This window comes from Pseudomonas sp. CC120222-01a (genome assembly GCF_003097235.1).
Lineage (GTDB): Bacteria > Pseudomonadota > Gammaproteobacteria > Pseudomonadales > Pseudomonadaceae > Aquipseudomonas.
The window spans coordinates 473,248-486,143 of the sequence record NZ_QEQQ01000002.1; the positions used below are offsets into that span (position 1 = coordinate 473,248).

Annotated in this window: 12 protein-coding genes; 1 reads left to right on the top strand and 11 read right to left on the bottom strand. The window is 65.0% G+C overall.

The genetic code is table 11. The features are described 5' to 3' along the window. Position 1 precedes the first annotated feature (1 nt). Complete coding sequence (locus N430_RS05070) at positions 2-307, top strand: chaperone modulator CbpM (RefSeq protein ID WP_110633593.1); 306 nt, start codon at positions 2-4, stop codon at positions 305-307. A gap of 126 nt (positions 308-433) precedes the next feature. On the opposite strand, the gene N430_RS05075 is transcribed toward N430_RS05070, so the two are convergent. The 11 genes from N430_RS05075 to N430_RS05125 all read right to left on the bottom strand — a co-directional run bounded on the left by N430_RS05075 (position 434) and on the right by N430_RS05125 (position 12,874). Continuing rightward, positions 434-949, bottom strand: coding sequence for a GNAT family N-acetyltransferase (locus tag N430_RS05075; RefSeq protein ID WP_110633597.1), 516 nt, complete (start codon positions 947-949; stop codon positions 434-436). Positions 950-980: 31 nt separating this feature from the next. After that, positions 981-1,679 carry an urea ABC transporter ATP-binding subunit UrtE gene (gene urtE, locus N430_RS05080; RefSeq protein ID WP_103445856.1) on the bottom strand — a complete coding sequence of 233 codons (699 nt, stop codon included), beginning with the start codon at positions 1,677-1,679 and terminating at the stop codon, positions 981-983. Positions 1,680-1,807: 128 nt separating this feature from the next. Next, entirely contained in the window at positions 1,808-2,665 is an 858-nt protein-coding gene (urtD, locus tag N430_RS05085) for an urea ABC transporter ATP-binding protein UrtD (protein WP_178083368.1), read from the bottom strand. Continuing rightward, on the bottom strand, positions 2,662-3,741 hold the full coding sequence (gene urtC / locus N430_RS05090; protein ID WP_110633604.1) for an urea ABC transporter permease subunit UrtC: 1,080 nt from the start codon (positions 3,739-3,741) through the stop codon (positions 2,662-2,664). Before urtC ends, urtD begins: the two co-directional genes overlap by 4 nt. Then, positions 3,741-5,270 (bottom strand): urea ABC transporter permease subunit UrtB, encoded by a 1,530-nt coding sequence (gene urtB, locus N430_RS05095; protein ID WP_371922758.1) that lies wholly within the window; start codon positions 5,268-5,270, stop codon positions 3,741-3,743. Before urtB ends, urtC begins: the two co-directional genes overlap by 1 nt. Positions 5,271-5,351: 81 nt before the next feature. Next, entirely contained in the window at positions 5,352-6,617 is a 1,266-nt protein-coding gene (gene urtA / locus N430_RS05100) for an urea ABC transporter substrate-binding protein (protein ID WP_110633610.1), read from the bottom strand. Between the two features lie 187 nt (positions 6,618-6,804). Then, positions 6,805-8,211: a D-serine/D-alanine/glycine transporter gene (cycA, locus tag N430_RS05105; RefSeq protein WP_110633613.1), complete on the bottom strand. Its 1,407-nt coding sequence runs from the start codon at positions 8,209-8,211 to the stop codon at positions 6,805-6,807. 176 nt (positions 8,212-8,387) lie between these two features. Continuing rightward, complete coding sequence (locus N430_RS05110; RefSeq protein WP_110633617.1) at positions 8,388-9,755, bottom strand: PepSY domain-containing protein; 1,368 nt, start codon at positions 9,753-9,755, stop codon at positions 8,388-8,390. A gap of 58 nt (positions 9,756-9,813) precedes the next feature. Beyond that, complete coding sequence (locus N430_RS05115; RefSeq protein ID WP_110633620.1) at positions 9,814-11,871, bottom strand: TonB-dependent copper receptor; 2,058 nt, start codon at positions 11,869-11,871, stop codon at positions 9,814-9,816. A 66-nt stretch (positions 11,872-11,937) separates the two neighbouring features. Then, the gene (locus N430_RS05120) at positions 11,938-12,363 is read right to left on the bottom strand and encodes a DUF2946 domain-containing protein (RefSeq protein WP_110633623.1); all 426 of its coding nucleotides are present in this window, start codon (positions 12,361-12,363) and stop codon (positions 11,938-11,940) included. Between the two features lie 25 nt (positions 12,364-12,388). Then, entirely contained in the window at positions 12,389-12,874 is a 486-nt protein-coding gene (locus N430_RS05125) for a copper chaperone PCu(A)C (RefSeq protein WP_110633626.1), read from the bottom strand. Between the last annotated feature and the right edge of the window lie 22 nt (positions 12,875-12,896).

A 12,896-nucleotide genomic window follows, 5' to 3' on the forward strand; every position in this document is an offset into this window, starting at 1 on the left:
CATGAGCAGCACCCTGATCGTTCAACTGGACATGCGTACCCTGTGTCAGGAAGCCGATATCACGGCTGACTACGTGATCGAAATCGTCGAGCACGGCATTGTCGAACCTTCGGGGCGAACGCCGGAGGACTGGTTGTTCGACGATCAGGCGCCGCTGTTGGCCAAGCGCGCGGCGAAACTGCATCAGGAGCTGGAACTGGAGTGGGAAGGGGTGGCGCTGGCGCTGGAGCTGCTGCAGGAAGTGCAGCAATTGCGCAGCGAGAACAGCATGCTGAAGCAGCGGCTAGGCAGGTTCACCCAGATGTGAGGTTTGCAGGCCCGGCCTCTTCGCGGGCATGCCCGCTCCCACAGGTACTGCACGGCTCTCAGGCCTTGTGCGGTCCCTGTGGGAGCGGGCGAGCCCGCGAAGAGGCCAGCACAGCCAACATCAATCTCAGGTTGGTTCGGCACCCGGGTTCAGCACCAGCTGCATGAAGGTCAAATCCAGCCAGCGGCCAAACTTCACCCCCACCTGCGGCATCTGCCCGGTCACCACGAAGCCCAGCCGCTCATGCAGCCGCACCGACGCGGCATTACCACTTTCGATGGCCGCGACCATCACATGCTTGCCGCACCCTCGCGCCCGCTCGATCAGCGCCGCCATCAGCACCGGCCCCAGGCCCTTTCCACGCTGGTCGCCGCGCACATACACCGAATGTTCCACGGTCAGGCGAAAACCTTCGAACGGCCGCCAGTCGCCAAACGAGGCATAACCCAGCACACCGGTCTCATCCACGGCCACCAGGATCGGATAGCCCTGCTGCGCCCGTGCTGCGAACCAGGCCTGGCGGTTGGCCAGGTCTACTGGGGTTTCGTTCCAGATCGCCGTGGTGTTGCGCACGGCGTCGTTGTAGATGTCGAGGATGCCCGGCACGTCGGTAGGCAGGGCGTCGCGGATTTGGTAACTCATGACAGCGTCTCGCAGGGTCGTTGATTGCAGATTAAATGGTTACCAGCCCGCGCACACCTTCGGCTTGCATGTTTTCGCCGCGGCCGCGCTGGATGATCTCGCCACGGGCCATGACCAGGTACTGGTCGGCCAGTTCTTCGGCGAAGTCGTAGAACTGCTCGACCAGCAGGATCGCCATGTCGCCACGCTCGGCCAGGCGCCGGATCACCGCGCCGATTTCCTTGATCACCGAGGGCTGGATACCTTCGGTCGGTTCGTCGAGGATCAGCAAGCGTGGGCGGCTGGCCAGAGCCCGGCCAATGGCCAGCTGTTGCTGCTGGCCACCGGACAGGTCGCCGCCACGGCGTTGCTTCATCTGTTCCAGCACGGGGAACAGTTCGTAGATGAACGCGGGTACTTCGCGTGCCTCGCGGGCGGGGAAGCGCGACAGGCCCATCAGCAGGTTTTCCTCGACGGTCAGGCGCGGGAAGATCTCCCGGCCCTGGGGTACGTAGGCGATCCCGGCGTGGACCCGCTGCTGGGGCTTGAGTGTGGTGATCGGCTTGCCTTCCCACTCGATATTGCCCTCGCGGGCCGGCACCAGGCCCATCAGGCAGCGCAGCAGGGTGGTCTTGCCCACCCCGTTGCGGCCCAACAGACAGGTGACTTCGCCGACCTTGGCTTCGAAGGACAGGCCGCGCAGGATGTGGCTGCCGCCGTAGTACTGGTGCAGGGTGTCGATCTTGAGCATGTGCGCATTCCTGAAAGAGTTGCTGTGCCTGCGCTGGCCCTTTCGCGGGCAAGCCCGCTCCCACAGAAGAACGCATTCCCCTGTGGGAGCGGGCTTGCCCGCGAAAGGGGCGGCGCAGGTTTCCTTGTCTAGCGACCCAGGTAGACCTCGACCACCCGCTCATCCGCCTGCACCTGTTCCAGCGACCCTTCCGCCAGCACGCTACCCTGGTGCAGCACGGTCACATGGTCTGCGATGCTGCCGACGAAGCCCATGTCATGTTCCACCACCATCAACGAGTGCTTGCCGGCCAGGCCCTTGAACAGCTCGGCAGTGAACTCGGTCTCGGCATCGGTCATGCCTGCCACCGGTTCGTCGAGCAGCAACAGTTGCGGCTCCTGCACCAGCAGCATGCCGATCTCGAGAAACTGCTTCTGCCCGTGCGACAGCAGGCCGGCCTGGCGCTGGGCCAGGGGCAGCAGGCGCAGGGTGGTCAGCACGTCCTCGATGCGCTGGCGCTGTTCGCCGCTCAGGCGCGCAGCCAGGCTGGCCCACACCGACTTGTCGGTCTTCAACGCCAACTCCAGGTTCTCGAACACGGTCAGTGCCTCGAACACCGTGGGCTTCTGGAACTTGCGGCCGATGCCGGCCTGGGCAATCTGGTACTCGCTCATGCGGGTCAGGTCGAGGGTGTCGCCGAAGAACGCGCTGCCCGTGTCGGGGCGGGTCTTGCCGGTGATCACATCCATCATCGTGGTCTTGCCAGCGCCGTTGGGGCCGATGATGCAGCGCAGTTCACCGACGCCGATGTACAGGTTCAACGCGTTGAGCGCCTTGAAGCCGTCGAAGCTGACGCTGATGCCCTCAAGGCTCAGCACCGTGCCGTGGCGGGTGTCGAGGCCGGCCTTGCGGCTGTGGCCCAGGCCGATCGCCTCGCGGCCGCTGCCGAGGGTGTCGAACACAGGTTCCAGCATAAATTCCGGGTGGACCGGGGGCACGCCTCTCATGGCTGGCTCCTTTTCTTCAACAGGCCGACCACGCCTTTGGGCAGGTAAAGGGTCACGAGGATGAACAGCGCACCGAGGAAGAACAGCCAGAACTCCGGGAAGGCCACAGTGAACCAGCTCTTCATGCCATTGACCAGGCCGGCACCGAGCAGCGGGCCGATCAGCGTGCCACGCCCGCCCAGGGCCACCCACACGGCGGCTTCGATGGAGTTGGTCGGCGACATTTCGCTGGGGTTGATGATGCCCACCTGCGGCACGTACAGCGCACCGGCCAGGCCGCACAGCACGGCGCTGAGCACCCACACCAGCAGTTTGAAACCACGCGGGTCGTAGCCGCAGAACATCAGGCGGTTTTCGGCGTCACGCACCGCAGTGAGCAGGCGGCCGAACTTGCTCTGGGTCAGGCGCCAGCACAAGTACAGGCTGGCCAGCAGCAGGCCGACAGTCAGCAGGAACAGCACGGCCCGAGTGCCTTGCGCGGTAATGTCGAAGCCGAGGATGGTGCGGAAGTTGGTGAAACCGTTGTTGCCGCCAAAGCCGGTTTCGTTGCGGAAGAACAGCAGCATGCCGGCGAAGGTCAGGGCCTGGGTCATGATCGAGAAGTACACGCCCTTGATCCGCGAGCGGAAGGCGAACCAGCCGAACACCAGCGCCAGCAGCCCGGGCGCCAGCACCACCAGGCACAGGGCCCAGGCGAAGTGCTGAGTACCGGCCCAATACCACGGCAGTTCGCTCCACGACAGGAAGGTCATGAACCCGGGCAGGCCGTCGCCGGCCGCCTGACGCATCAGGTACATGCCCATGGCGTAGCCGCCGAGGGCGAAGAACAGGCCGTGGCCCAGCGACAGCAACCCGGCATAGCCCCAGACCAGGTCCAGGGCCAGGGCGACGATGGCGTAGCAGAGGATCTTGCCGACCAGGGTGAGGGTGTAGGCCGAGACCTGCAGGGCGTGATCGGCCGGTAGCAGCGACAGCAGCGGCAGGGCCACCAGCAGCAGGACGACGACCGCGCCGATGGCCAGCGACAGCCGTGGCCCGGCCTTTTGCGAAGCGGTGACAAGCAGTGGCTGGTTCATCAGTCGATTACCCGTCCCTTGAGGGCAAACAGGCCTTGCGGGCGCTTCTGGATGAACAGAATGATCAACGCAAGGATGAGGATCTTGCCGAGCACCGCACCGATCTGCGGCTCCAGCAGCTTGTTGGCTATCCCTAGGCCGAACGCTGCCCAGAGGCTTCCGGCCAGCTGCCCGACGCCGCCGAGCACCACCACCAGGAACGAGTCGATGATGTAGCTCTGGCCCAGGTCCGGGCCAACGTTGCCGACCTGGCTCAGGGCCACGCCGCCCAGGCCGGCGATGCCGGAGCCGAGGCCGAAGGCGAGCATGTCGACGCGCCCGGTCGAGACGCCGCAGCAGGCCGCCATGTTGCGGTTCTGGGTGACGGCGCGCACGTTCAGGCCCAGGCGTGTGCGGTTGAGCAGCAGCCAGGTGAGCAGCACCACGGCGAGGGCGAAGCCGATGATCACCAGGCGGTTGTACGGCAGCACCAGGTTGGGCAGCAGCTGGATGCCGCCGGACAGCCAGGCCGGGTTGCTGACTTCGACGTTCTGCGCGCCGAACAACAGACGGATGGCCTGGATCAGGATCAGGCTGATGCCCCAGGTCGCCAGCAGGGTTTCCAGCGGGCGACCGTAGAGGTGGCGGATCACCGTGCGTTCCAGGGCCATGCCGACCCCGGCGCTGACCGCGAAGGCCACCGGCAGGGCGATCAGCGGGTAGAACTCGATGGCGCCGGGAGCGTAGCGCTGCAGCAGCACCTGGACCATGTAGGTGCTGTAGGCGCCGAGCATGAGCATCTCGCCGTGGGCCATGTTGATCACCCCGAGCAGACCGAAGGTGATCGCCAGGCCCAGCGCGGCCAGCAGCAGGATCGAGCCCAGCGACAGGCCGCTGAAGGCCTGGCCGAGCAGTTCGCCGACCAGCAGCTTGCGCTTGACCTGGGCCAGGCTGGTTTCGGCAGCGGTGCGCACGGCCGCATCGCTCTCGGCGCCCGGTTGCAACAGCGCTTCGAGGCGGGTGCGGGCCAGCGGGTCACCGGTTTCGCCGAGCAGGCGCACGGCAGCCAGGCGCACAGCCGGCTCGCTGGCGCCCAGTTGCAGGTTGGCCAAGGCCAGGCCGAGGGCGGCGTGCACGGCGGGGTCCACTTCGAGGGCGAAGCGCCGGTCAAGGAAGGCCATCTGTGCCGGTTGCGCGCTCTTTTGCAGTTGTTGGGCGGCAGCCAGGCGCGTGGCGTTGTCGTCGCTGAGCAGTTGGTGACTGGCCAAGGCGTTGTCGATCAGGCCGCGCAGGCGGTTGTTCAGGCGTACCTTGCGCGTGTCATCGGCGGCGATGCGGCCCTGGCGCAGGTTGTCCAGCAGCGGCAGGCGCGCGGCATCGGGTTGTGCCGCCCAGCTTTCGAGCAGTCGGGCCTGCTCGGCGGGCTTGGCGGTGAGGAAGAATTCGCCCTCGCTGGCCTGGGTTGCCAGAGGGATTAGCAGGAACAGGGTGAGCAGCAGTCTGAGCATGCGGGTAATCCTGAAAATCGGCGGTGGATTCTTCGCGGGCATGCCCGCTCCCACAGGTACACTGCATGGCCCCTGTGGGAGCGGGCGAGCCCGCGAATGGGCTGCAGAGCAGCCCCAGTGCACTCAGTTACCTTTCACTGCATAGTCCGGACGCTTGTCGTTACCCGGAATGAACGGGCTCCATGGCTGCGCCCGCAGCGGCTGCTCGGTTTCCCAGACCACGCTGAACTGCCCGTCATCCTGGATCTCGCCGATCATCACCGGCTTGTGCAGGTGGTGGTTGGTCTTGTCCATGGTCAGGGTGAAGCCCGACGGTGCCTTGAAGGTCTGCCCGGCCAGCGCCTCGCGGACCTTGTCGACGTCGGTGGACTTGGCCTTCTCGGCGGCCTGGGCCCACATGTGGATGCCCACGTAGGTGGCTTCCATCGGGTCGTTGGTCACGGCCTTGTCGGCCCCCGGCAGGCCCTTGGCCTTGGCGTAGGCCTTCCAGTCGGCGACGAACTTCTGGTTGACCGGGTTATCCACCGACTCGAAGTAGTTCCACGCCGCCAGGTGACCCACCAGCGGCTTGGTGTCGATACCGCGCAGCTCTTCTTCACCCACCGAGAACGCCACCACCGGCACATCGGTGGCCTTCAGGCCCTGGTTGGCCAGTTCCTTGTAGAACGGCACGTTGGAGTCGCCGTTGACGGTGGAGATCACCGCGGTCTTGCCGCCGGCGGAGAACTTCTTGATGTTGGCGACGATGGTCTGGTAATCGGCATGGCCGAACGGCGTGTAGACCTCTTCGATGTCCTTGTCGGCTACGCCCTTGCTGTGCAGGAAGGCGCGCAGGATCTTGTTGGTGGTGCGCGGGTAGACGTAGTCGGTGCCCAGCAGGAAGAAGCGCTTGGCGCTACCGCCGTCCTCGCTCATCAGGTATTCCACGGCCGGAATGGCCTGCTGGTTGGGTGCGGCGCCGGTGTAGAACACGTTCGGCGACATCTCTTCACCCTCGTACTGCACTGGGTAGAACAGCAGGCCGTTGAGTTCTTCGAACACTGGCAGCACCGACTTGCGCGACACCGACGTCCAGCAGCCGAACACCACTGCGACCTTGTCCTGGGTCAGCAGCTGACGGCTCTTTTCAGCGAACAGCGGCCAGTTGGAGGCTGGGTCGACCACCACCGGTTCCAGCAGCTTGCCGTTCACACCGCCCTTGGCGTTGATCTCGTCGATGGTCATCAGCGCCATGTCCTTGAGCGACGTCTCGGAAATCGCCATGGTCCCGGACAGCGAATGCAGGATGCCGACCTTGATGGTTTCGGCGGCCTGGATGCTCCAGCTCAGGCCCATCGCCGCAAGCGATGCACTGAGGGTAAAGGCCTTGATCAGACTGCGACGCTTCATGTGCTCTCTCCGCTGAGTTTTTTATGGTGTTGGGCAAGCGGGGAGGGGCGTTGCAAGGGGTGTGCCTAACGGCGGGAGGTGCGTAGTAGAGGGGTTGTGCGAGGTGTTGGGGCGTTTTGCAGGTCCAGGTTGGTGCCCGGGATATTGGCGTGCACAGGATTGGGGCTGCTAAGCAGCCCCAGCAGAATCAGCCGTTACGCACAGCCGAGCGCGGATGACGACGGCTACGCACGAACTGGTAGGTCACCGCCAGCAGCAAGAACCAGATCGGCGTCACCACCAGCGCCGAGCGGGTATCCGCCTCAAGGCTCAGCAACACCAGGATGAAGGCGAAGAACGCCAGGCACACGTAGCACATGAAGCGCCCGCCCGGCATCTTGTAGCTCGATGCCTGGTGCAGCGCGTCGCGGTGCTTGCGGTACTTCAGGTACGACAGCAGGATCAGCGTCCAGACGAACATGAACAGCACCGCCGACACGGTCGTCACCAGGGTGAACGCCTCGATCACGTTCGGCACCAGGTAGATCAGCACAGCGCCGAGCAGCAGGCAGGCGCAGGAGAAGAACAGGCCGTTGGCCGGCACCGAGCGGCTGGACAGCTTCTCGAATGCCTTGGGTGCATCGCCTTCCTGGGACAGGCCGTAGAGCATGCGGCTGGTGGAGAACACACCGCTGTTGGCCGAGGAGGCCGCCGAGGTCAGTACCACGAAGTTGATGATGCTCGCCGCCGCCGGCAGGCCGGCCAGCACGAACAGTTCCACGAACGGGCTCTTGCCCGGCACCACGTCGCGCCATGGGGTCACCGCCATGATTGCGATCAACGCCAGTACATAGAACACGATGATGCGGATCGGGATCGAGTTGATCGCCCGCGGCAGGGTGCGTTCGGGGTTCTTCGCTTCAGCCGCGGTGGTGCCCACCAGCTCGATGCCGACGAACGCGAATACGGCGATCTGGAAACCGGCGAAGAAGCCCATCAGGCCGTTGGGGAACATGCCGCCGTCGTTCCACAGGTTGGCCAGCTGAGCAGTGCGCCCGCTTGGCGAGGTGAAGCCGGTGATGACCATGTACAGGCCGGTGGCGACCAGGCCGAGAATGGCGACGATCTTGATCAGGGCGAACCAGAACTCCAGTTCACCGAACATCTTCACGGTCACCAGGTTCAGCGACAGCAGCACCGCCACGCAGGTCAGCGCTGGTATCCACTGCGGCAGGTCCGGGAACCAGAACTGCGTGTAGGCAGCGATGGCGACCACGTCGGCGATGCCGGTGACCACCCAGCAGAACCAGTAGGTCCAGCCGGTGAAGTAGCCTGCCCACGGGCCGAGCAGGTCGGCGGAGAAGTCGATGAACGATTTGTAGTTGAGGTTCGACAGCAGCAGTTCGCCCATGGCGCGCATGACGAAGAACAGCATGAAGCCGATGATCATGTAGACGAAGATGATCGACGGCCCGGCCAGGCTGATGGTCTTGCCCGAGCCCATGAACAGGCCGGTGCCGATGGCGCCGCCGATGGCGATCAGCTGGATGTGGCGGTTGGTCAGGTTGCGCTGCAGATGGTGTTCATCTGGCGCGGTGGGAGAAGTTTGCGTCATCAAGCTGCATTCCCTTGGAAGGTCGGTCTTCTTGTCGGAGGTAGCCGATTAGGCTAACACGCTCGTGCCAGATCGGGGCGCGACAGATCGACTCGACTTTTGGGTAGCAGCTGTTCTCCTGTGCCGGCCTCTTCGCGGGCGTGCCCGCGAAGAGGCCGGTGCAGGTTGAAGCGCGATCAGGCGTTGGCCAGCACCCGGCGGCGCCTCACCACCAGGCTATCCACCACCCACATCACCACCATCGACACCCCCACCAGCGGGAACATCACGCCCAGCACCAGCATCACCCCCACAGCCGTCTTCCAGCGTGGCAGGTCATGGCGCAGCGGCGGCACGCCCAGCCCACCCTCGGGCCGGCGTTTCCACCACATCACCAGGCCGCTCACCGAACCCAGCAGGATCATCAGGCACACCAGCAGAATGATGATCTGGTTCAGCGGCCCGAACATCTTGCCTTCGTGCAGCATCACGCCCAGTTCGGTAGCGCGAGCCACCGGGCTGTAATCCTGCCAGCGCACATCGGCCAGTACCTTGCCGGTGTACTGGTCGACATGCAGGGTCGCATCGTTGCGCGGGTCGTCGGCGAACACGGCGATGGTGTACACGCCTTCGGCCGTGGTCGGCGCGGTGATGCTGTAGCCCGGTTCGACCTGGCGCGAAGTGGCGATGTCTTCAACCTGCTGCAGGCTCACCTGAGGCGCAGCCGGTGCACTGTCCATCATGTGATGCCCGGCATGTTCGGCATGCGCGCCGGATTGCGGCATCGGCGTGTTCTCCATCGCCCACGGCACGGTCTGGCGGTGCGCGCTGTTCAGCTCGCGGGCTTGCTGATCCGACTTGGGCACGTCATTCCACATGGCCGCCGGGAAGCGGTTCCACAGATCGGCGTACTGCTTGCCCCACATGCCGGTCCAGGTCATGCCGCTGACCAGCATCAGCAACAGCAGGGCCGAACCCCAGAACCCGGTCACCGCATGCAGGTCGCGCCAGAACAATCGCCCTTGCGCCGCGAACCGTGGCCACAGCACGCCGGCACCGTTACGCCCGCGTGGCCACCACAGGTACAGGCCGGACACCACCAGCACGATGCCCCAACCGGCGGCCAACTCAACCAGGCGGTCACCGACCGTACCGACCATCAGCTCGCCGTGCAGGGCGCGGGCGATGGCCTGCAGGTTCTGCTTGCCGTCCTGCTCGCCAAGGATCTTGCCGCTGTACGGGTCGACGAACACGTTCAGCTCGCGGCCACCGTCATGCACCACGAACTGCGCGCTGCGCTCGGCATTGATCGGCGGCAGGTACTGGCCGACATGGCCTTTCGGGTAGGCCTGGCGCACTTCGGCCAGCAGTGTGTCGGCGCCCTGTCGATGATGGCCGGCTTCGACCACCATCAGGTCACGGTACAGCAGCGGGTCGAGCTGCGGCTTGAACAGGTAGATGATCCCGGTGATCGCCAGCAGGATCATGAACGGGGCCACGAACAGCCCCGCATAGAAATGCCAACGCCAGGCCAGGTTATAGAAGTTGATGCGTGTTCCTCTCATGGGAACCTCCTGTTTGACCAGCTGATGGGCGCGCCCGAAGCCGCGCCCGTTGTTGTTGTCAGAAGCTGAAATCGACCTTGGTCCAGAAGGTCCTGCCTGGCTCGTTCACCGGCTGTGGGTCATTGGCCGGGTAGCCGAACCCGGCATTCCCGGCCAGGTTCAGGTGCTCGGCGTAGGCCTTGTCGAACAGGTTGTCGACCCCTGCGCTGAGCTTGAGGTTGTGGTTCACCTTGTAGGCGCCATTGAGCGAGAACACGCCGAATCCGGCGCTCTTGTCGTAGTCCTTGCCGACCACGTTGCCCTGGTTTTCGGCGATGCGGTTCTGCTCCGCCGCCAGGCGCCACAGGGCCCCGGCGCTCCAGCTGTCGCGGCTGTAGGTCAGGCCCAGGCGGCTTTCCAGCGGCGGCATCTGTGGCAGTGCCTTGCCATCGCTGCTGTTTTTGCCCCAGGCGTAGGCCAGGGTGGCATCGGCCTTCCAGCGCTCGGTGAGCTTGTAGGCCGCGCCCAGTTCCCCGCCCATGATGCGGGCGTCGATGTTCTGTGCCTGGGAGGTGCTCATGCCCATCATCCCGGTGCGGTAGTCGAACAGGATGTAGTCACGGATCTGCCCGACATAGCCCGAGGCCCAGGCCTCCAGGCGCTCGTCGCGGTACTGGATGCCGAAGTCGAGCTGGGTGGTCTTCTCTGGCTTGATGCCGTCGAACGCGTTGGCCGCGCCGGGTGGTGCCAGCTTGGGCGAGAACAGCTCCCAGTAGTCCGGGAAGCGCTCGGCGTGGCCGAGGCCGATGTAGGTGGTGGCGGGGATCGCCGCCAGGTCATGCTCGTAACGCACGAAGCCGCTGGGCAGCGTGTCGGCGCGGGTGTCGCCTTGCGTGGCGCTGCCCTGGCGGAAGTCCCGGGCCGAGGCACGGTCCAGGCGGGCACCGGTGATCAGCCGGTCTTCGCCGGTGGCGTACCAGGTGAGCTCGCCGAAAGCACCGTAGTTGTGGAAGTCGGCATCCTTGGTCCAAGGCTGGCCCTTGTGCGCATCGACGCCCATGCCGCCGCGCTGGCGGTGTTCGTTGGTCTGCGCGTCGATGCCGCCAATCAACTGCACATCGGCCCAGCGCCAGGTGGCCTTGAGGCGAGCGCCCAGCGTACGGCGGTCGACGTTGCTGACCATGGGCATGCCCATCATGCCGGTGCCTGATGGCGTGCGCAGGCTGTAGTTGTCCATCACGTGGTCGGCGTAGTTGTAGTAGACCTGCGCCTCGACCTTGTCGAGCACCTCGCCGAGGTTGGACTTTTCAAAGCGCAGGCCCAGGCTCTCGCGCTTGAACTGCGAGCCGTCCATGCCACGGCCGGCGTAGCGGGCCTCGCCGTCACCCTTGCCGGCGGTGAGTTCGAGCAGTGTGTCCTGGTCGGGTGTCCAGCCCAGGGCCACGTCGCCATTCCACTTTTCCCAGCGCGAAGGCACGGTGTCGCCGTTGCCATCCTCGTAATCGTCCGAGTGCGACTGGTTGCCGACGAAGCGCGCATAGCCCTGGCTATTGCCGGCCGCAGCATCGAGCACCTTGTCGAAGCGGCCATTGGAACCGGCCAGCAAACTGGCGTTGACCCGGCTGCCGAGGGTGCCGAACTTTTCCGGCTCACGTTCGAAGAGGATGGTACCCGCCGAACCACCAGGCCCCCAGATCACGCTTTGCGGGCCTTTGATCACGGTCAGGCGGTCGTAGGTTTCCGGTGCAATGTAGGAGGTCGGGGCATCCATGCGGTTGGGGCAGGCGCCGAGCATCACGCCGCCGTTGGTGAGAATGTTCAGGCGCGAGCCGAACATGCCGCGCAGCACTGGGTCGCCATTGGTGCCGCCAGCGCGGATGGCGGAAAAGCCAGGGATGGTTTTCAGGTAGTCGGCCCCATCGCTGGCGGGCACGGGTTGGCGCGGGTCCTTGGGGTTGGTGACCACGGTCAGTGGCGAACTCGGCGCAAGCGCGGTGATCACCGTTGGGCTCAGCTCGGCCTCAGGGCCTTCATGGCCAGGTTCGGCAGCCAGGGCCATGGGCGCGAGCAGCGAGCCGCACAGCGCGGCGAATGTCCCTCGCAGGGAAGAAGCTAAAACAGGGGTGCAGCCGGACATAGTGATTCCAGTCGATCAGTCATGAGTGTGCGCGAAGCTTCCTGGCTCCGTGCGATAACGGTGGTGTCAGACGCTGATCGAAAGGGGCGGAGCGCGGCTGCGCGCACCGGGGAACACGGCCTGCCGGGCGTGGCCCTGGCGCGTGGGAGCGGGGATGAGGGTGGGGGGAGCTGTGCTGGCGACGCTGAGTGGGCTAAGGGTTTGCGGCAGGGCTGGGCAGTTGAACAGCAGGCTGCAGTAGCCGCACTTTTCCCACATCACATGCAGCTGGCCATCGTTGCCGTGGCCGTGATGGGCATCACTGCCTGCAGGCATGGACATCGACATGTCCATCGGCATGTTCATGCCGGCGTGGTGGTCCATCGGCATCGACTGGGAAACCAGTGGGCCGATGAAGATCATCCACATGGCGAACAGGCTCAGCCAGCCGCCACCGACGCGCCTGCGTTCAGGGCGGGGGGTACGGCTGAGGCTGTTGCGCGGCAGGCTCATGCTGGCGAGCGCCTGTCAGCTGGCGTCAGTGTGCGTGTTCGTGAGCCTGGGGCTGGTCCGCCGGTGCCTGCTTCTGTACGGCCACGTCGACAGTGATGTCGCCAGCCTTTTCGAAGTGCAGGGTCAGCGGGAAGCGCTTGCCGTCGGTAAGCAGGCTGCGGTCCTTGGGCTGCATCAGCATCACGTGGTAAGCGCTGGGGGCGAACACCAGGTCTTTGCCGGCGGGCACCGCCACGCTTTGCACCTGCTGCATCTTCATCGCGCCGCTGGCGCTCATGGCGTGCTCATGCAGCTGTGCGTCATCGCTGATCGGGCTGTTGACGCTGAGCAGGCGGTCATCGGCCTTGCCGTTGTTGTGCACGACGAAATAGGCGGCGACGTTAGGGGCGTTGGGCGGCAGTTGCAGCGACCACGGGTGAGCGATGTGCAGGTCACCCACGGTGTATTCATGGGCATTGGCGTAGGCGCCGGGCAGCAGCAGGGCAGCCAGTACAAGAGCTTGCTTGAGCATGGTGAGTCTCCGATCTGTTCAG

Excerpts from the sequence above, each read along its gene's own strand:
- N430_RS05070 (WP_110633593.1), top strand. The coding sequence starts at position 2 with ATGAGCAGCACCCTGATCGTTCAACTGGACATGCGTACCCTGTGTCAG.
- N430_RS05075 (WP_110633597.1), bottom strand. The coding sequence starts at position 949 with ATGAGTTACCAAATCCGCGACGCCCTGCCTACCGACGTGCCGGGCATC.
- N430_RS05125 (WP_110633626.1), bottom strand. The coding sequence starts at position 12,874 with ATGCTCAAGCAAGCTCTTGTACTGGCTGCCCTGCTGCTGCCCGGCGCC.
- N430_RS05110 (WP_110633617.1), bottom strand. The coding sequence starts at position 9,755 with ATGAGAGGAACACGCATCAACTTCTATAACCTGGCCTGGCGTTGGCAT.
- urtD (WP_178083368.1), bottom strand. The coding sequence starts at position 2,665 with ATGAGAGGCGTGCCCCCGGTCCACCCGGAATTTATGCTGGAACCTGTG.
- urtB (WP_371922758.1), bottom strand. The coding sequence starts at position 5,270 with ATGCCCGCGAAGAATCCACCGCCGATTTTCAGGATTACCCGCATGCTC.
- urtE (WP_103445856.1), bottom strand. The coding sequence starts at position 1,679 with ATGCTCAAGATCGACACCCTGCACCAGTACTACGGCGGCAGCCACATC.
- cycA (WP_110633613.1), bottom strand. The coding sequence starts at position 8,211 with ATGACGCAAACTTCTCCCACCGCGCCAGATGAACACCATCTGCAGCGC.
- N430_RS05120 (WP_110633623.1), bottom strand. The coding sequence starts at position 12,363 with ATGAGCCTGCCGCGCAACAGCCTCAGCCGTACCCCCCGCCCTGAACGC.
- urtC (WP_110633604.1), bottom strand. The coding sequence starts at position 3,741 with ATGAACCAGCCACTGCTTGTCACCGCTTCGCAAAAGGCCGGGCCACGG.
- N430_RS05115 (WP_110633620.1), bottom strand. The coding sequence starts at position 11,871 with ATGTCCGGCTGCACCCCTGTTTTAGCTTCTTCCCTGCGAGGGACATTC.
- urtA (WP_110633610.1), bottom strand. The coding sequence starts at position 6,617 with ATGAAGCGTCGCAGTCTGATCAAGGCCTTTACCCTCAGTGCATCGCTT.